This is a genomic window from Lacrimispora indolis DSM 755 (assembly GCF_000526995.1).
GTDB lineage: Bacteria > Bacillota > Clostridia > Lachnospirales > Lachnospiraceae > Lacrimispora > Lacrimispora indolis.
The window spans coordinates 5,436,522-5,455,623 of sequence record NZ_AZUI01000001.1 but is presented as its reverse complement, the minus strand read 5'-3'; the positions used below and the strand labels follow the sequence as shown (position 1 = coordinate 5,455,623).

The window sequence follows — 19,102 nt, the reverse complement described above, 5'->3', positions numbered from 1 at the left end:
CCTCACTTGCGTTCTACGTTTTTTATATATAATTGGGTGCGCCCACAGTAATTTTCCTTCGGCAGATGTTGTGTCGTAACTCTATACTACCATCATGGAAAATTACTGTGGATTTTTTTATTTGGTTGTCTATTTCGATTTTACAATCAATCATTTGAAATTAAATATAATTTTCAAATGATAAAGAGAGGAGGATTATGAATTCACAACTTGAAAAGATTGAAATGAAAGTAAATGGAAGAAAAGTTTGTAAATATGTTGCTCCGTCCATGAGACTTGCAGATTTTTTAAGAGAAGAATTTCATTTAATCGGGACAAAAAAAGGTTGCAATGCAGGAGAATGCGGAACATGTTCCGTTTTACTTGATGGAGTACTAAAAAAAAGCTGCCTGATACCGGTTATCAAAGCTAATAACTGTGAAATTCTAACCATAGAAGGCATTGGTCTCGAAGGATTAAGCATTATTCAAAAGTCTTTCATGAAAGTTGGAGCTGTTCAATGTGGTTATTGTACTCCGGGTATGATCATGGCAGCAACATCTTTATTAAAAAAGAATAAAAATCCGGATAGAAATGAAATCAGAAGAAGCCTTAGTGGAAATATTTGCAGATGTACAGGTTATGCTAAAATAATGGATGCTATAGAATTGGCCAGGGATATATTAAATAATGAAAAAAGCGTCGATTGTTTAGAACCAATTGTTACTGATACCGACAAGATAATCGGCTCTTGTACAGAAAGAGTTGATGCGAAAGGTAAAGTTACAGGTGCTCTTGAATATGCAGCTGATATGAAGATGCCCAGAATGCTTCATATACATCTTGTCAGAAGCAAAGAAGTTCATGCTGATATTTTAAGTATTGATTACGAAAAGGCATTAAAAATGCCCGGTATTGAAGCTGTTATTACCAGTGAGGATGTACCAGGGGAGGATGGATTCGGAGTTTACTATCATGATCAACCTGTTTTGGCAAAGAGTAAAATTCGTTTTTATGGCGAACCGGTTGCAGCTATTGTTGCAGAAACTTTAGAAGAAGCTGAAGAAGCTGAAAAACTAATTGAAATTGTATATAGTAAACTTCCCATAGTTTCCGGCATTGAAGAGGCGATTAATTGTAAATCAGTAATTCATAATGATCATCCCAATAACATGGTTAGCACAACATCTGTTATAAAAGGAGATGTTGAAAGCGGTTTTAGCAATAGTGATATAATTATAGAACAAGATTATTCAACTCAATGTGTTGATCATGCCTATCTTGAAACGGAAGCAGGCCTTGCATATTTAGATCCCGATGGTGTATTGGTTGTAAAATCATGTGATCAGGATATTACGCAGCACCGTATGCTTTTAGCAAAGATTTTAAATATGCCTATAAGCAAAATCAGGGTTATTATGACACCTGTAGGCGGAGGTTTTGGCGGGAAAGAAGACATGATTTATCAAGGAATTCTTGCTCTTGCCGCACTTAAAACAAAGCGTCCTGTGAAGTTGGTCTTTTCCAGAAAAGATTCCATGATTGGCAGTGCGAAACGCCATCCTGTATTAATTCATCATAAAATTGGATTAAAAAAGAATGGCAAAATACAAGCTATAGAAATTGAAATAAAAGCAGATGGAGGAGCATATTGCTTTTCAACGAAAGGAACTGTCGCAAAAGCGGCCATGTTAGGGGCAGGCCCTTATGAAATTGATCATGTAAAGGTTATTTCTAAAGGCTATTATACAAACAATACTCCTTCCGGTGCGATGAGAACTTTTGGAGTATTGCAGCCAACTTTTGCAATTGAATCCACCATTGATATTTGTTCACAGCGTTTGGAAATTGATCCTATTGAACTTCGCTTATTAAACGGATTAAAGGATGGAAGTTCAACGCATACTCAACAAGTATTAGGCAGGGTAGGTTATACACAAACATTAAAAAAATGTGCTCAAATGGCTAAATGGGAATCAGGTCCTTCCAATATAAGAGGCCAAGTGAGAAAAGATTTAAAAGGTGATCAAGTCGCAGAACCCTTTATACCGGGAAGTGAGTTTAAATCTCCGGCTGCACTTGAACTTTGTAAATCAAGGTTTAAATATGGCCGTGGTGTCGGAACTTCATGGTATGCAATAGGACGTTCTGCAACTGCTGATAGAGCCAGTGCATTTGTCGAAATTGATGATGGCGGTACTGCTAAAGTTTTAACCGGTGTTACCGAGATTGGCGAAGGTATTCTGACAGTTTTAACACAGATTGCAGCAGATGAACTTGGAATGTATCCTGATGATATTATCATTGGGGACAATGATACAGCAAGAGCTCCTGAAGCAGCTCATGCCGGAGCAAGCAGACAAACCTATATGATTGGTAATGCAGTTTTAAACGCCTGCAGAGATGTAAAAGGAAAATTCATCAGAGAGATTGCCGCATATTGGAATGTTAATTCAACCTCTATATGTATGAAAAACAGAAGAATTTTTGTACCAGGGCATTCCAATTATAATCTTTCACTTAAAGAGGCTGTAGATATTTGTAAAAAGGTTAGAGGTATCGTTCCTTTAGGTTCAGGCACATTTACAGCTCATCATGAAGCCATAGACCCTGTAAATGGTAAAGGTAAGCCTTGGCAGGCATATGTGTTTGGAACTCAGATTGCAGAGGTTGCTGTTGATTCATCTACAGGAGAGGTTCATGTTCTTGGTATTTGGGCTTCTCATGATGTTGGAAGAGCAATAAATCCTCAAGGCATTGAAGGGCAAATTGAAGGAGGTGCTGTTCAAAGTATTGGGCAAGCCATAATGGAAAACTTTGAATTATCGGAAGGCATACCTGTAAATAAGGATTTTGCAAAGTATATTCTGCCTACCAGTGTGGATGTTCCAATGTTTCACTCCAGCATAGTGGAAGAGATAGATCCTTTTGGCCCCCTTGGAGCAAAAGGAATTGGAGAACCGGCTCCACTACCAACTATACCGGCAATTATTAATGCAATTTATGATGCTGTTGGAGTGCGTATAACTTCACTTCCGGCTAACCCGGAAAAGCTATTAAACGAAATGTCAAAGCAATAATCAGTTAGTATTTAAATTTTTAGGGGTGTATTATCAAATCGTATTGGTAAGTCAAGGTGCACAAAAATCAGGGATGAATAACTTTATCTATTCCTATTTTGATTGCAACAAGGACCGATATATGGGCAAGTAAACAACTTTCATTTTTTTTGTATATTGTGAAGAAAAACGTAAAAAAAGGAGATAGGTAATGAAAAAAATGGAAACCGTACCCGGTAAATCAAATGGTTTATCTTTAGATTTAAAAAGATGGATTTATATAGGTATTAGTATTATTGTGTTGATGTTTATTATGAATATTAGCTTGCCGGCATCTTTTACAGATATAAAGGATGCACCGTTAACAGCTGAAGGACAAAAAGCACTGGCTATTTTAGTTTTCTCTCTCATACTTTGGATAACAGAAGCAATACCTTTTCACTTTACAGGTTTACTGTCAATGGTATTATTAGCATTGGCTGGAATTGATTCCTTTTCTAATATTGTTCAAATAGGTTTTGGAAATAACACTGTTGTGTTTTTTATAGGTGTGTTTATCCTCAGTGCATTTATCAATAAATCAGGACTTGGAAAAAGAATTGTTATCAGTTGTCTTTCAATAACCGGAAATAATACAAAATACGTTTTATTAGGCTTTATAACAGTAGGTGCTTTATTATCAATGTGGATTTCAAATATGGCTGTTGCTGCTATGCTTATGCCCTTGGCCAAAGCTCTTTTAGATGATGAAGGGGTAAAGCCAATGGAAAGTAACTTTGGTAAAGCTCTTCTCATTTCTGTTGCATGGGGTAGCTTAATAGGAGGCTTTGGAACTCCTGCAGGAAATGGCCCAAATCCATTAGCAATTGGTTTTATGAAAGATATGGCGGGAATTGAAATGACATTCTTAGATTGGATGATATATGGAGTTCCAATTTCATTAATACATATTCCTGTTGCATGGGGTCTACTTTTATTAGTATTTAAACCTGAAATTAAGTATCTTAAAAAAACAAATGAAGAAATTAAAAGAGAAGCAAAAAATCAACCTAAGTTCAGTCGTGATGAAAAAGTAACCCTAATTGTTTTTGTTATTACAGTTTTACTTTGGCTATTTTCCCCTCAAGTATCAGCATTATTAGGCGTTTCAATTCCAATTTCATTGCCGGTTATTTTTACCACAATGCTTTTTTTCTTCCCGGGTGTTAGTAAAACAAAATACAAAGAAATTGAAAAAGAAATTTCCTGGAGTAGTATCATATTAGTTCTTTCCGGTATATCACTTGGTATGATACTTTATAACACTGGAGTTGCAAACTGGATCGCTCTTGGTTTATTAGGAAGCATAGGTGAATTTGGCGCCTTTATGATGATTTTTATTGTTGTATTAAGTATATCGTTTATGAATATTGCTCTTTCAAGTGCTACAGTATCTGCAAGTATTGTTATTCCAATTGTTATACAGCTTTCTATGACTATTGGAGTTCCTACATTATCTATTGCATTCCCTGCAGCATTAGCAACTTCTCAAGCATTTATTTTAATTACTTCTACTCCAACAAACGTAATTGCATATTCGGCCGGTTATTTTTCAATCAAAGATTTTGCAAAAATAGGAGTAATTATGTCTATTGCTTCTTGTGTAATAGTAGCTTTAAGCATGCTTGGTATTGGATTAATGACAGGATTATACTAATGTTTTGATGATATTTAGCATGGAACTGTCGGTTGATGCTTAATTTTAACCATTTCAAATCAAATAGGAGCATCCTCACCGGAATCAATGCTTTAACAGCATTGTACTTTCAGGTGGGGATGTTTTTTTACCTTCAGTTGGTCCGATGATCAGTCTGTTAAATTATGAATTTTAATATATTTTGCTGTAATAAATAAAAAATTAACAAATTTGATGCAAATGTTTCAAGCATTGCAAGGGAAATGTTGAAAATAATGCAAAAATAAGGTATAATTAGTCAAAATTCAAAAGGAGGAAAGTCTATGTATAATATTCTGATTGGTGGCGCTGCCGGGCAGGGCATTGACACAACGGTTGCAATTCTGGAAAAGCTGCTGAAGCATTCCGGCTATTATATCTATACCACCAGAGATTTCATGTCCCGCGTGCGCGGCGGGCACAATTTTTCCCTGCTTCGTTTCGGGACAGAGGAAATAACCTCACACAGCGATGTTTTAGATGGGATCGTTGCCTTAAATGAGGAAACCATTGATTTGCATAAGCATAAGCTGACGGCCAAAGGATTTATATTATGTGACAGCAGCTTTGCTTATCCGGATGGGGATTCCAGGGTCATTAAGCTTCCCATGAATAAAACTGCGAAAGAACTGGGGAATGTGAAGGCCTCCGGCAGCGTGGGAGTGGGCGCGGTATTGAAGCTCTTTGGCGAGCCATTTACATATGCGGTTGACGTCATGGCAGGTGTCATGAAGAAAGAGATCCTTGATGTCAATGTAAAAGCGGCTGAAGCAGGATACACGGCTGTTGAAGCGAAATTTAAGCATCTGGATGGAGGATATAAAGATTATATGCTCATTTCAGGCAGCAAGGCCCTGGGACTTGGAGCGGTGGCCGGAGGGCTTAAGTTTTATTCCGCTTACCCTATGTCTCCTTCCACGGCTGTTTTGGAATATCTGGCTTCCGTGGGTCATGAGGCGGGGATCGTGGTGGAGCAGGCGGAAGATGAGATCGCTGCAGTCAATATGGCATTGGGTGCTTCCTATGCAGGAGCAAGGGCCATGACCGGGACCAGCGGAGGCGGCTTCTGCTTAAAGGTGGAAGCGCTGGGATTTTCCGGCATTGCGGAGATTCCGCTGGTGGCCGTTGATGTGCAGAGGCCCGGCCCGGCGACCGGTCTCCCCACAAGAACAGAGCAAAGCGATTTAAAATTCGTTATTTCTGCATCACAGGGGGAATTTCCCAGGCTGGTCATAGCTTTGAGAAATCATGAGGATGCTTTTTATCAGACCTTCCGGGCGCTGAACTTAGCGGAGAAATACCAGCTTCCTGTCATACTGCTCAGTGACCAGTATCTTGGAGATACAACAGCCTGCGTAAAGCCCTTTGATACCTCCGGCTTGGAACTGATCAGTCATGCCAGAGAAGCGGAAGGGGAGTATCTGCGTTACAGGATAACGGAAGACGGCATCTCTCCCAGGCTTATTCCGGGGCTGACCAGCCATCTTGTGGCCGCTGACAGTGATGAGCATGATGAAAGAGGCTGGATAACGGAATCAGCGGAAGTCAGGAATCAAATGGTGGATAAGAGGATGAGAAAATTAAAGGGCCTTATCCAGGAATTGTTGGAGCCGGAGTTTATGGGAGAAGAGCAGTGCGAAACCCTTCTCCTGGGCTGGGGTTCTACCTATGGTCCCATCAGGGAAGCCGTATCCTTGTTAAATAAAAATGGGAATGGAAGCTATGGCGCTTTGGTGTTTGGAGATATTTATCCCCTTCCTCAGGAAAAACTGAAAACCTATGCAAAGAACAGGACTTTAATCAACGTGGAACAGAATGCCACAGGCCAGCTGGCCTCCCTCATAAGGGAGCAGACAGGCATAGAATGCCATAAAAGCATTTTGAAATATGACGGCAGACAGATATCCGGAGAAGAAATTGCAAAGCATGTGTTGGAAGGAGGTTCCAAGTAGATGGATAAATTCACAACTTATGAAACAGCCTGGTGTCCGGGGTGCGGAAATTTCTCCATATTAAACAGCCTGAAAACGGCGTTGGAGGAGCTGGGCATAAAACCAAATGAAGTGCTGATGGTGGCAGGAATCGGTCAGGCAGCAAAAACACCTCAGTATTTAAGTGCCAACAGCTTCTGCGGGCTTCACGGAAGGGCCCTCCCGGCTGCAGTTGCTGCCAAAATAGCCAATGAAAAGCTCACTGTCATAGTAAATTCCGGAGATGGGGACTCTTATGGCGAAGGCGGCAACCACTTTATTCACAACATAAGAAGGAATGTCAATATTGCACATTTTGTTCATGACAATCAGATATACGGACTGACCAAGGGGCAGGCATCACCCACCAGCGGTGAAGGACTCATTACGGGAGTTCAGACCGACGGCAACAGAAATACGCCCTTAAATCCGGTACTCCTGGCCATTGCTTCGGGAGCGGGATTTGTTGCGAGAGGCTTCAGCGGTGATTCAAAGCAGCTGGTAAGCATCATGAAGGAGGCCATCCTTTATCCAGGGTATGCGTTTGTGGATATCCTGCAGCCCTGCATCAGCTTCAACAAAATCAATACCTTTGCCTATTATAAAAAAATGGCGGCGCCTCTTGGTGACGATTATGACCCGACGGATCGGCTGGAAGCCATTAAAATGTCAATGGAAGTCAGCGAAAAAATCCCCACCGGTATCCTATACCGGGAAGAAAAAACGGAGTTTCACCGAAAAAACAGGCTTTTAAAAGACGGACTGCCACTGTTAGAACAAAAAACAGAGGAAAGCGTACTCAAGAATCTGATTCACAGTTTTATATAATTATATAAAATCAGCTGCTGCAATGAAGCTGATGGTTTTGCAGGAAGGTATTTGAATCCATCTGATATCGTCAGAGGTTATCAGATAGAAGTATTTATAAAAGTCTGAATTCTCCAGTTGAGATGGTCTTTAATGAAAAATAGTACTTTCGTAAAAGAATGGAATGTGGTAGAATGATCCCAGCTAAAACCCGGAATATTGAGACAGTTAGTTTATTATCCCGCATATAATTAGGATTAACAAAAAATTTAGAATTGCTGCAAGCAGGCGGTGACAACCATTGACAACTATTTTTGATGATGTCAAATGGAGGCCGCCTTTTCAAATATATCCAGACTGAGGGAAGGAGCAAACGAGCAGAGCGGCAGGATGGTGTACCACCAGGATCAACCATCATTCCGGCGGAAAATTGCAACTTTAGAGGAGAGCAGAGTTGAAGAACTGCTGGAAAAAATGAATAAAGACGATATTGATAAAATTTTAGAGAAGTATACTGAGGTATGGGAGGATAATGGATGTATATTGTTGCTTATCGTTTGTTGAATTTACTGAATGATTGTGAGTTTGGTTCTACAGATGCACATATCGCGAAACGTTTGCTGGATATGATATACGAGGTTGAGTTTTTGCCGATTGACCAGGTTGCGGCAAAATGCCACATTTCCAAGTCCACACTTTCTAAATTCATAAAGCGCCTTGGTTTTGAAGATTACAAAGAGTTTAGGGATAATGTCAGGAATGAGAAAAAGAGAAGCATATATACTGGAAATGAACAAAAGTTGTCGATGAACCAGTTTATAGAAGCAAAAGGAATTGAACAATATTTAAAAATCCTTTCTGGTGATATTAAGAATTTTCTGTCCGGAATTAATATGGAGCAGATTCAAAAACTGGCAGAGGCTCTTTACGAATATGAAAAGGTTGCTGCATTCGGAGCCGTTTATTCGGAAACGGTTGCTATGGATTTTATGTATATGATTGCAGAGGAGAGGAAATATATAAAAACGAATCTCTTTGATATAAAGCAGGAACAATTTATTAATCAGGCAGACGAGAATACTCTGATTATTATATTTTCTAATTCCGGACAGTATATTTACAGGGATGGGCTGAAAGCTTTAAATTCATCTAAATTATTTATAAAAAAAACTAAGGGACGGATAGCGTTGATTACTTCCAACAAAGAGGCCGCGTATGACCCTTGTATCACGTATCCGGTCTTATATCATTTAACAACAGATGTGCAGAATCATCTGATTATTGAACGTGTAGTTGTGGATCTGATCGTAGACGTGTACAGAAAAATCAGAAAAGAGAAAGAAAGATAAGCTGAGAAAAGACAGACTTTCATGTGAGAGTCTGTTTTTTTGTTAGAAATAGCTAAATTTTGTTCGGATAAATGAGGTGAAATAGCTAAAAAAGTTTCCAAAAAGCGAAATTTAAAGATTTTTAAAGTGATTATATTTATAATAAACACCAGGTTATTATGCATTATAAATTGATTAAATCAGCCATGAAAGGAGTAAAAGATGTTAGAGGGTTATTAAAAGCCGTAGAATTATGGGGAGCCTGTTGGTTTTTTAAAGAATGTTTCGGTCTATATATTTTATTTTGTTTTCCATTGCGGCAGGTTTTGCCAGCACAAAGACCGGAAGTTTTGTTCCTGTTACAAAGTTTATTTTGAGAGGAGATTCGTTTTTTATTGAAAGAGTCGTGATGTGTTGAGTGAAAACGTTAGGAGGAAGGGCTATGTATTATATTATTGCTTCACATGGCGAATATGCTGAGGCTTGTAAAAAGAGCTGTGAAATGATCTCTGGAGCAGCACCTCAGTTTACAGTTGTGACTTTTACAGAAGAAATGACAAAAGAATCGGTTGAGAATGCTTACAGAAAGATTCTTGTGGAAAAAGGATCAGAACAGTGCCAGGCAATTATTACCGACATAAAAGGAGGGACGCCTTATAACGCAGCAATTACCATAAGACATGAGTATCCATCTGTTGCGCTGGTATCAGGACTATGTCTGGGTATGCTGATTGCATTGAGTATAGGTGATACGCTGGAGAGTGCAATGGAACAGTCAAAAGAAATAATTACCGGAGAAGGGGTATCTGCGGAAAAAAAGACAAAGAAAGTTGCTGAATCTGCTGAGCCGGTGGAAAATAACGGTATTGTGAATTTCAGGCTGGATGAACGTCTGATTCACGGCCAGGTGGCAACCTTTTGGACACGTACCCTTGGTGTCACAAGAATTATGATAGTGGACAACGATATCTTAAGCGATGAGATCAGCAAAAGGGCTCTGCAGGCAGCAGTTCCGTCAGGTATCAGGCTAAGTGTCCTGTCAGTAGCTTCTGCGGCGAGGAAGCTGAACAAAGGTGCATACACAGGACAGAGAGTATTCCTCATTGTGAGAAAGACGGAAACAATCCATGAACTGCTTGAAGCAGGGATCAAAGTAAAGGAAGTAAACATTGGGAACATGGGAGTGAAAGACGGACGGAAACAAATTACAAAATCAATATATTGCACGAAAGAAGAAATTAAGGATATTCTGGATATTGAGAAATCCGGCGTACAAGTCTATGCTCAGATGGTTCCCAATGACGATAAGAAAAAATTCACGTCTTTCATAAATGAAGTGAGGAGGTATTGAGAATGGAAATTCAAGTGTGGCAGATTATAGTATTGACATTGTTAGCATTCTTTTTTATTTGTGAAGGCTTATCTACATCTATATTTGCAAATCAGCCGGTTATAATTGGGACGATCACCGGTATTGTCATGGGTGACATGGGAACAGGACTGGCAGTAGGGGCTACTCTTCAGTTAATGATCCTTGGGGTAGGAACATATGGCGGCGCTTCCATACCTGATTATGTAACTGGTGCGATGATTGGGACCGTATTTGCAATCACGTCAGGAAAGGGAATGGAGTTTGGTATGGGACTTGCGGTGCCTGTAGGGCTCTTAATGGTGCAGCTGGACGTCCTTGCAAGATTTTCCAATGTGTTCTTTTCCAAGAGAGTGGAGGCAGCAATAGAAAGGATGGACTTTAAAGGAATCGCAAAGAATACATGGCTGGGAGCTCTTTCGTGGGGGCTTTCCAGAGCCATTCCGGTATTCCTGATGCTGATTTTCGGGCAGAATCTTGTAAATACCATTACAGGGCATATGCCGGAATGGCTGATGAACGGTCTGTCAGTAGCCGGAGGGCTGCTTCCTGCAGTGGGCATAGCAATCCTGCTAAGATATCTACCTGTCAAAGACTATATTGCTTATCTGCTCATCGGTTTCATTGCAGCAGCTTATTTGAATGTGCCAATGGTTGGAGTGGCAATCATGGGAGTGGCATTGGCAATCATCGCATTTAAACAAGAGGCAGCGAAAAGCCAGAACATTGTTGCAGTAAATCAGGGTGTTGTTCAGGAGGGATTGTTAGATGGAGAATACGAAGACTAATCAGGAAAAGATTACAAGCCGGGATATAAACAGAGTAAGCAAAAGATGGATTATGGCATCACAGATTACATGGAACTATGAAAAGATGATGGCAATAGGTTACCTTTATTCCATACTTCCTGTTTTGCGTAAATTATATAAAAAAGAGGATGACTTAAGAACAGCAATGAGGAATCATGTGCAGTTTTTTAACACAACTCCACATATGGGCGGATTTATACTGGGCATTGATGCTGCAACAGAGGCAGAGGGAAAAAACAGCAGTTCAGATGGGGTTGAAACAGCAAGTGGTATTAAGACAGGTCTGATGGGGCCTTTTGCCGGTGTTGGTGATACCATATTTGGAGTCCTGATACCGACGATTTGCGGTTCTATAGCTGCTTATATGGGGCAGCAGGGGAATGTGACAGGTGTTGTTATCTGGATATTGGTTAACATTGCAATTATGGCGTTCCGTTATTTCACAGTAGGAATTGGCTACAGAGAAGGAACAAAATTAATTGCCTCTGCAAAAAACAAGCTGGATGCATTGACAAGTGCGGCAACACTGCTTGGAATTACCGTGGTGGGTGCTTTGATTCCAACTGTAGTCAGAGCAGATGTAACAGCAACTTTTACATCTGGAGATGTGACTTTGGCAGGACAGGACATTTTAGATCAGATTATGCCAAGCCTTGTTCCGGTTCTGGTTGTAGCAACAATCTATATTTTACTTGGAAAGAAAAAGATGACTTCTACGAAGGCAATCTTGATTGTTATGGCAGCATCCATCATTTTTGCTGCAATTGGATTTTTAGGATAAACAGACGGTATACCGTTCCCGGCAGACGGCAGGGATGTTCTGTGGTGCGGTAGAAAATTAAATAATACAGTAAGGAGAGATATTATGGGAATGGAGTATTTTAACAAATCAAGAAAAATTATGGACCAACTGGAGGCATCTGAACAGAAGCACATTCATGAGGCGGCCATTCTGGTTTCAGATTCTATCAGAAACGGAGGAATTCTGCAGGCATTTGGAAGCGGGCATTCCTATGCAGGTGCAATTGAAGTATGCGGAAGAGCCGGAGGTTTGATTCCAAGCAAGCTTATCCGTGACAAGGCAGAAGGAATGTATGAGAGTGTGGAAGGAAATGCACCGTTTTTAATGCGCCAGGTGAACATAGGAGAGAATGATATTTTCATACTCATATCGAACTCCGGCAGAAACCCGTTTGCAATAGAAATGGCTGATTACATAAAGAAAAAAGGCAATAAGCTGATTGTGGTAACTGCACTGGAGGTATCGAAAGGTTCAACTTCCAGACATTCTTCCGGTAAGCTTTTATATGAGTTCGCAGATGTGGTTCTGGATAACCATTCCGCATTTGGGGATGCCGCCTTGGAAGTTGAAGGGCTGGATTACAAAGTCTGCGGAACTTCTTCATTCAGTACGTGCCTTCTGCTGCAGCAAATGATTTATGAAGCAATACAGGATATGATGTCTAAAGGGTATGAGCCTCCGGTTTATAAGAGCGCTAATATTGACGGAGGAAGAGAGTTCAATCATGCTATTGAACAGAAATATGCAGATAAAATCTGGCATATTTAAAACAAAGAAGGAAGAAGTGATGGAGAATTCCAAAATCACTTTAAGGCTTTGATCCGCTTGATTTAAAAGATGCAGTACAGGGAAAAGCGGTTCCGTAAAGAGGAAGAGGTAATTATGAAACATTCAGTATTAGAAGTATGTGCAGATTGTGTGCAGTCTGCAATAAATGCGGATAAAGCAGGAGCCGACAGGATTGAACTTTGCAGCAATCTGGTAATAGGCGGTGTGACTCCGGGAAAGGCATTGTTTAAGCTGGTAAGAAAATATACGGAAGTAAAAATCCGTGTCCTTCTGCGTCCCAGGTACGGTGATTACTGCTATAATGATTATGAATTTGAACAATTAAAAGAGGAAGTACAGATGTATCATGAATTGGGAGCCGACGGTGTGGTAATCGGAATCTTAAGGCCAGACGGACAGCTGGATGAGGAAAGAATGTTCGAACTGATCAAAATAGCCGGAAACATGGACACTGCACTGCACAGAGCATTTGATGCCTGCGTAAATCCAATGGAAGCTATGGAACAGGCAGTTTCTTTAGAAATGAAAACCATTTTGACTGGCGGACAGAGTGGGAATGCGTGGAATGGCAGAGAACTGTTAAAAGAGCTTAATGAGAAAAGTGCAGGAAGAATTGAGATCCTGGCAGCAGGAGGGATTAATGCTGAATTAATCGAAAAATTAATTCCACTTACCGGAATCGCCTCTTATCATATGTCTGGAAAAGCTGTGGTGGAAAGCAGCATGACATATCGAAAAGCAGGAGTAAGCATGGGGCTTCCTGAAAGAGATGAATACGCCCTTTGGCAGACATCAAAAGAAAAAGTAATACAGGCTGTACAAGTTTTAAAAAATGTTCAGAATAAATAAAGTGGTGTAAATATAATTCCAACAAAAAATTCTTCAAAATATAACTTATTTCCAAGGGGAAACAGATACTGTGGTCATCAAGGTTTTAAATACAAGGAATTGTGAGATGCTTGTGGAATTATATAGAAAATAGATGATGGACCTATGAGGCGTGAACAGTTATGTTCACGTCTTTATTATATCTGTCATTCTATATTTCTGAATATTGTTATGGAAAAACAGATTTGGAAATGATGGTACCGGGTTTATGTAAAAGTAAAGCTGAGAATTTAATATGTTTACTGCATTAAGATAGTCTGGCTATAACATCATACATGGCTTGCCTCCTTACAAAAGAGGGAAGCAGACTGGACTAAAGCTTGCTTATTTGTTATAGATCTTGAAATAATATATATAATCCATAAAATAACAAAAACTATTATTTTTCAGATAAATAATATGATATAATGTGGATAGTGCTATTGACTACTATAGGAGGAGATAAAAAATCAGTTTTCAACAAAATTCTTGTGAATGGGTTGGATTAAAGTTCCGGAAATATACAATGATATATTAAGGTCATAACTTTGAATTTAGATAAGGAATAAGGGTGACCAATGGAGCATAACAACTATCCCCTAACTAAAACAGTACAAGAATAAAACATGCTCTATTCCGGGAATCATCCTGGTATGCTTTGCAGTTGTATACAGTTCTGCTGTCAGAATTTAAAACAGATTTGAAGATTAGCAGGTATCAAGCCGTTGCAGATAAAATCCACAGAGGAGAGATAAAGAAAAACATTGCCTATTCTGTAGGTGGCGAAGCTTGACATGAAGCAGCTGTAAGGTCATGCCTGGTGAAGCGGATTGCATGTATCCGATTGACTAAACGTACCAAAAGCAGGCAAAAATATTTCACAGGCGGTTGAGAGGCTGGAAGGCTCGTAATGGATTACTTGACTGCCAATAAAGATGAGGTGCTGAAATGACTAACTGGAAACGTAACGCAACATTATATATCATTGGGCAGTTCGTGTCAATGTTCGGCTCAATGCTCGTGCAACACGCCATAACCTGGCAGATCACACTTGAAACCAAATCAGGAGTGATTATGACGCTGTTCACCTGCGCTGCGCTATTGCCTATGACGCTGATTTCGCCGTTTGCGGGCGTATGGGCGGACAGGCACAATCGCAAACACCTTATCGTAATATCCGATGGGTGTATCGCGCTGATAACGCTGGGTTTGGCGGCCGCGTACATCTCCGGCAACAAAAATATCTGGCTTATGTTCATAGTTGTAGTTGCACGGGCATTTGGACAAGGCATACAGCAGCCTGCCGTATCCGCAATGATACCGCAAATTGTGCCGACGGAGAGTTTGCAGCGATTCAACGGCATTCAAAGCTCAATCCAGTCGCTGAATATGTTTGTCGCACCGATGGCAGCAGGGGCATTGCTGTCGTTCTTACCGATTGAATACATTTTCTTCATTGATGTGGTGACTGCGGCCATAGGAATTAGCATAGTTTTGATATTTGTTAAGGTGTCCGGCGTTCCGCACGCCGAGAAAGTAAAGCCTGGTGTAAAGGCATACTTTCACGAACTGCGTGAGGGGCTGCGGTATATCAACTCCAAGGCGTGGCTGAAGCTTATTATCATTTACAGCGCGTTCTTCAGCTTTTTCGCGTCGCCCTCTGCTTTGCTTACTCCTCTTCAGGCCGCCCGTACATTCGGGGATGATGTTTGGAGGCTGACTGCGATTGAAATTGCATTTTCCCTTGGCGCGGTCGTAGGCGGCATATTGATTTCTGTGTGGGGCGGTTTCAAAAATAAGGCCCACACGATTGTCATGGCTTGCGCTCTATTCGGTTTGACAGGTTTTCTGCTCGGTGTAGTGCCGGATTTTTGGGTATATTTAGGCGTAATGCTCGCCTGCGGCGTTACTATGCCGTTGTTTAACACGCCCAGTATGACGCTGCTCCAGAGTAAAATAGAGCCGGACAAAATGGGGCGCGTATTCAGCGTTATGATGATGTTCAGCGGGTTGGCAATGCCGCTCGGAATGGTTGTGTTCGGACCCTTGGGTGATGTGGTGCGGATTGAGTGGCTGTTGATTGCATCAGGCATGGTGATATTCGTCAGCGGTATTACGCTGCTCTGGGCACGTTCGCTGATTGAGATAGGTAAACCGTAGTAAAAACATTTCAAAGGGCTATATCACGGCGGTGGATTTTCGCCGGGTAATCATTAAAATACTCCGCTTATTCCCCCAAATTACACGGGAGAAGGGAATTTGAAATTTCATTTCATGAGATAGATACCTTTTCAAATTACAATTTTTACAGAGGGATCGGGTTGGCGTAACCGGATTCCTCTGTTTCCATTTTACTGTTATCTTTTATCTCCCAAGTCCAGGAATGTCTTGTGGCAAAATTGTGCTTAAAACAGCATAAATCATTTTTTCAGTCCGTATCAATTGTTATTTGACTTTTTATTTCAGGTCGTTCGGCCTAAAATACTCTTTTTTTTCAAAGAATTCCTGTACGGATTTTCTATATTGAAGAGGTGATACTTGCATTATGGATTTAAAGTGTCTTAGGAAAGTATTCACATTTTCATAGCCGCATTTGTCTGAAATCAAGGATATGCTATATTGACTGCTTTCCAGTAATTTAGCAGCTTCACATACCCTTACTGTATTAATATATTTAACTAAGGTCATTCCGCAGCATCGTTTAAATTCTTTGCTGATCGTTGAAGGATGTAAGAAAAAAAGGTCTCTCAGGCGCTGTAAATCTATTTTTTCCTGATAATGTAAGTTGATATACTCCTTGATTTCCAGCATTCTTTCATTCATGACAGATAGAACACGGCCCCGCTTTTTCGTCTCAAATGCACGGAACAATAATACCGCAATTTGGGTAATGATGCTTCGTTCCATTTGCGGGCGGAACGACTCATTAAATTCCACTTCATTTTTCAGATAACACAGCAGCTCGATTATTTGATGGATTATATCAGGGTTTAGGTTCTTATAATGACTCTCAAACAGCTCCGGAGCAGGTGTGGAAAAAACCTGCATCAAATCGTCTTCCAGATTTAAGCTCCTGCAATAAGAAGGTTTTATGGTAAACCCATATCTGCTATAGGGGGGCTGTAAAATTTTGCTTTGGTGATGCTCCATAGCACCGATCACTAAAATATCATTTTTTTCAACATGGTACTTTTGTCCGGATATATAATAATCGGCTGAGCCTGTTTCTATGATTAAGATTTCGCTGGAATTATGAATATGATGCATTGCATTTTTCTCATACTCACATGTTCTTGATACATTGTAATTATCCTCGTTGATGGCTTTAAAATGTTCAGGTCCGTAATAGTCATTGATTTTTATTTCCATGCTTGTTTTGTATTATATTCTCTTGTGGAAAGAGTATATATACCGGTCTACCGACTCAAATGATCAGAGTCATAATTGAGAAATTCTCAGACACAATGGAAAGATGTGTTATTATTTTATATGGTTGTCAGAGCTAACTGTCTAAACAAATACGAAAGAAGTATTCATATATGACAATAAAGAAGCAGCAGAGCAAACAATTAGTGGAAGATAGGGGGATTTCTATAAAATTACAGTCTATTTGGAAATTATATGATATAATGCCAATAGGAGCGGGGTTGTAATGAGGATATAGGCAGAATCCTATGTCTGTTCAGGTAAAACTGTAGAGGAATCATTCCGTTTTATGAAGGTGGACGGGAGGGATAAAAAATGTCTGATTTGATGGAAATTAAGGAGTTTATCCAACGGATCGCACAAGGGATCACATTTGCAATCGGAATCGACACGCAGGTCATTGATAATCGTTTGCAGCGGGTAGCAGGAACTGTATATAAACCGGTACCTAAAAGCGGGGGAGTGGTGAAGCAGGTAATTGAAACCGGAGAATATGCAATCAGTACATCCGTGGATCGCAATAGCTCGGCCTGCTTAGCCTGTAATCAAAGACAGAATTGTAAGGAAACGGGATATATACATTGTCCCATTGTGTACAATGACGAAGTTGTGGGAGTCATGGGACTCATCTGCTATGAACAGGAACATATTGAAAAAGTAAAGGATGAGCGGAGAGGGCTTCTGAATTTCATACAAAGTATGTGTGAACTGATTGAACTCAAATTAAAAGAAGAAGATGTGCGCCGTAAAGAACAAGTCATTTACAGGAAGTTAGATAACCAGAATCAAGTGTTAAATCAGGTGCTGGAGCAGATATCAGATGGATATGTACTTTTAAATGCAAATAATATCATATGTAATATCAATAAAAAGGCAATGAATCTTTTTAAGATGGAGCAAGGGGAAGCTATTGGAAAGAATATTTTGGACTTAATACCTGATCCGGTCTTCCATAATATGATTATGGAAGAAAGTGTCAATATATATGAAAATATAACAATTGGAAAAGAAAGCTATGGTGCCTTATTTTATAAGGTGGCTAACGGGCGTGAGGATTTGGCTAAAATCCTGAATTTTAAAACAATTAAGAATGTGGGGAGCCGGGTTGCTGGCGAGGCGTATCGTGAAAATCAGATCACTTTTGATAATATTCTGGGAGAAAGCATGCATATGAGGCGCCTTAAGGATATTGCAAATAAGGTGGCCAAGACCATGCCCAATATTTTATTGACTGGTGAAACCGGAACCGGAAAGGAAATGTTTGCAAGAGCCATACATAATGCATCAGACCGTTGCGGGAATCCGTTTATTACTGTAAATTGTGCTGCGATTCCCATGGAACTTCTGGAGTCAGAATTGTTCGGCTATGATGAGGGAGCATTTACAGGCGCAAAAAAAGGCGGAAAAATCGGAAAATTCGAGATGGCTAATACGGGAACGATTTTATTGGATGAAATAGGGGATATGCCGTTCCATCTTCAAGCGAAACTTCTCAGGGTCCTTCAGGAACGTAAATTGGATCGATTGGGCAGTAGTAAACAGATTGACTTAAATATCCGTATTATATCAGCTACTAACAAGGATCTTGAAAAAATGGTGGATGAAGGACAGTTCCGGGAGGATTTGTATTATAGACTTAATATTTTTGAAATTCACCTTCCTCCTCTTCGGGAACGTCCGGAGGATATTCCTCTCCTGGTACGATATTTTATGAATAAATACCGTTCATTTTTTGGGGTTAATGTGGAGGAGGTTTCGAAGGAAGCCATGGATTATCTCTGCCGCTACCAGTGGAAGGGCAATATACGGGAACTGGAAAATGTGGTTCAGTATATGATATCCATGAGCGCGGATAATCTGTCTGGTGGTATAGGAATCAGTTCATTGCCGGTTCAGATATTGGAAGTTAAAACACCGTCTGTTCCTGTGACAAAACAGATTAGCGGGGGATGCGACTTGAAAACCGTAGAAATGGCTCAGATAAAGGAAGCAATCAAAAAATACGGAAATACGACAGAGGGGAAGAAGGTGGCGGCTAAGAATCTGGGAATTAGTTTGGCTACTCTGTACAGGCGTCTCAATAAAGAAGTTTAAACAGAATTCTCATAATGAAAAAAATTTTCATTATGAGAATTTTTTAAACCTTGATCTGAGAAAAATGAGAAAAATACCCCTGCTTTTTG

General features: G+C 40.1%; 14 protein-coding genes. 13 read left to right on the top strand and 1 reads right to left on the bottom strand.

The window, feature by feature from the left end:
• Positions 1-197: 197 nt before the first annotated feature.
• From K401_RS0126545 to K401_RS0126485, 12 genes are all read left to right on the top strand, one after another.
• Positions 198-3,059: a molybdopterin-dependent oxidoreductase gene (locus tag K401_RS0126545; RefSeq protein WP_024295789.1), complete on the top strand. Its 2,862-nt coding sequence runs from the start codon at positions 198-200 to the stop codon at positions 3,057-3,059.
• 190 nt (positions 3,060-3,249) lie between these two features.
• Positions 3,250-4,734, top strand: a complete 1,485-nt coding sequence (locus K401_RS0126540; RefSeq protein ID WP_024295788.1) for an SLC13 family permease — start codon at positions 3,250-3,252, stop codon at positions 4,732-4,734.
• Between the two features lie 302 nt (positions 4,735-5,036).
• Positions 5,037-6,704 (top strand): 2-oxoacid:acceptor oxidoreductase subunit alpha, encoded by a 1,668-nt coding sequence (locus K401_RS0126535; RefSeq protein WP_024295787.1) that lies wholly within the window; start codon positions 5,037-5,039, stop codon positions 6,702-6,704.
• Positions 6,705-7,550, top strand: coding sequence for a 2-oxoacid:ferredoxin oxidoreductase subunit beta (locus tag K401_RS0126530; protein WP_024295786.1), 846 nt, complete (start codon positions 6,705-6,707; stop codon positions 7,548-7,550).
• Between the two features lie 306 nt (positions 7,551-7,856).
• Complete coding sequence (locus K401_RS0126525; RefSeq protein WP_024295785.1) at positions 7,857-8,093, top strand: hypothetical protein; 237 nt, start codon at positions 7,857-7,859, stop codon at positions 8,091-8,093.
• Positions 8,066-8,878 (top strand): MurR/RpiR family transcriptional regulator, encoded by an 813-nt coding sequence (locus K401_RS0126520; protein WP_024295784.1) that lies wholly within the window; start codon positions 8,066-8,068, stop codon positions 8,876-8,878. The genes K401_RS0126525 and K401_RS0126520 overlap by 28 nt, the downstream gene beginning before the upstream one ends.
• Positions 8,879-9,299: 421 nt before the next feature.
• A complete protein-coding gene (locus K401_RS32085) occupies positions 9,300-10,208 on the top strand; it encodes a PTS sugar transporter subunit IIAB (protein ID WP_051153048.1) in 909 nt (302 codons plus the stop codon).
• A gap of 2 nt (positions 10,209-10,210) precedes the next feature.
• Entirely contained in the window at positions 10,211-11,014 is an 804-nt protein-coding gene (locus tag K401_RS0126505; protein ID WP_024295782.1) for a PTS mannose/fructose/sorbose/N-acetylgalactosamine transporter subunit IIC, read from the top strand.
• Positions 10,995-11,816 carry a PTS system mannose/fructose/sorbose family transporter subunit IID gene (locus K401_RS0126500; protein WP_024295781.1) on the top strand — a complete coding sequence of 274 codons (822 nt, stop codon included), beginning with the start codon at positions 10,995-10,997 and terminating at the stop codon, positions 11,814-11,816. The genes K401_RS0126505 and K401_RS0126500 overlap by 20 nt, the downstream gene beginning before the upstream one ends.
• Before the next feature lie 84 nt (positions 11,817-11,900).
• Positions 11,901-12,605: an SIS domain-containing protein gene (locus tag K401_RS0126495; protein ID WP_024295780.1), complete on the top strand. Its 705-nt coding sequence runs from the start codon at positions 11,901-11,903 to the stop codon at positions 12,603-12,605.
• Between the two features lie 114 nt (positions 12,606-12,719).
• The gene (locus tag K401_RS0126490; RefSeq protein ID WP_024295779.1) at positions 12,720-13,475 is read left to right on the top strand and encodes a copper homeostasis protein CutC; all 756 of its coding nucleotides are present in this window, start codon (positions 12,720-12,722) and stop codon (positions 13,473-13,475) included.
• Between the two features lie 966 nt (positions 13,476-14,441).
• Complete coding sequence (locus K401_RS0126485; protein WP_024295778.1) at positions 14,442-15,653, top strand: MFS transporter; 1,212 nt, start codon at positions 14,442-14,444, stop codon at positions 15,651-15,653.
• Positions 15,654-15,950: 297 nt separating this feature from the next.
• Here K401_RS0126485 and K401_RS0126480 read toward each other — a convergent pair whose 3' ends face one another.
• Positions 15,951-16,862, bottom strand: a complete 912-nt coding sequence (locus tag K401_RS0126480) for a helix-turn-helix domain-containing protein (protein ID WP_027352306.1) — start codon at positions 16,860-16,862, stop codon at positions 15,951-15,953.
• A gap of 372 nt (positions 16,863-17,234) precedes the next feature.
• Here K401_RS0126480 and K401_RS0126470 point away from each other — a divergent pair, with 372 nt between their 5' ends.
• Positions 17,235-19,013 carry a sigma-54 interaction domain-containing protein gene (locus K401_RS0126470; RefSeq protein WP_024295777.1) on the top strand — a complete coding sequence of 593 codons (1,779 nt, stop codon included), beginning with the start codon at positions 17,235-17,237 and terminating at the stop codon, positions 19,011-19,013.
• The last annotated feature ends 89 nt before the right edge of the window (positions 19,014-19,102 follow it).

Coding starts and splice junctions, on each gene's coding strand:
- K401_RS32085 (WP_051153048.1), top strand. CDS start 9,300: ATGTATTATATTATTGCTTCACATGGCGAATATGCTGAGGCTTGTAAA.
- K401_RS0126470 (WP_024295777.1), top strand. CDS start 17,235: ATGTCTGATTTGATGGAAATTAAGGAGTTTATCCAACGGATCGCACAA.
- K401_RS0126540 (WP_024295788.1), top strand. CDS start 3,250: ATGAAAAAAATGGAAACCGTACCCGGTAAATCAAATGGTTTATCTTTA.
- K401_RS0126520 (WP_024295784.1), top strand. CDS start 8,066: ATGTATATTGTTGCTTATCGTTTGTTGAATTTACTGAATGATTGTGAG.
- K401_RS0126495 (WP_024295780.1), top strand. CDS start 11,901: ATGGGAATGGAGTATTTTAACAAATCAAGAAAAATTATGGACCAACTG.
- K401_RS0126500 (WP_024295781.1), top strand. CDS start 10,995: ATGGAGAATACGAAGACTAATCAGGAAAAGATTACAAGCCGGGATATA.
- K401_RS0126505 (WP_024295782.1), top strand. CDS start 10,211: ATGGAAATTCAAGTGTGGCAGATTATAGTATTGACATTGTTAGCATTC.
- K401_RS0126490 (WP_024295779.1), top strand. CDS start 12,720: ATGAAACATTCAGTATTAGAAGTATGTGCAGATTGTGTGCAGTCTGCA.
- K401_RS0126530 (WP_024295786.1), top strand. CDS start 6,705: ATGGATAAATTCACAACTTATGAAACAGCCTGGTGTCCGGGGTGCGGA.
- K401_RS0126485 (WP_024295778.1), top strand. CDS start 14,442: ATGACTAACTGGAAACGTAACGCAACATTATATATCATTGGGCAGTTC.
- K401_RS0126480 (WP_027352306.1), bottom strand. CDS start 16,862: ATGGAAATAAAAATCAATGACTATTACGGACCTGAACATTTTAAAGCC.
- K401_RS0126535 (WP_024295787.1), top strand. CDS start 5,037: ATGTATAATATTCTGATTGGTGGCGCTGCCGGGCAGGGCATTGACACA.
- K401_RS0126525 (WP_024295785.1), top strand. CDS start 7,857: ATGGAGGCCGCCTTTTCAAATATATCCAGACTGAGGGAAGGAGCAAAC.
- K401_RS0126545 (WP_024295789.1), top strand. CDS start 198: ATGAATTCACAACTTGAAAAGATTGAAATGAAAGTAAATGGAAGAAAA.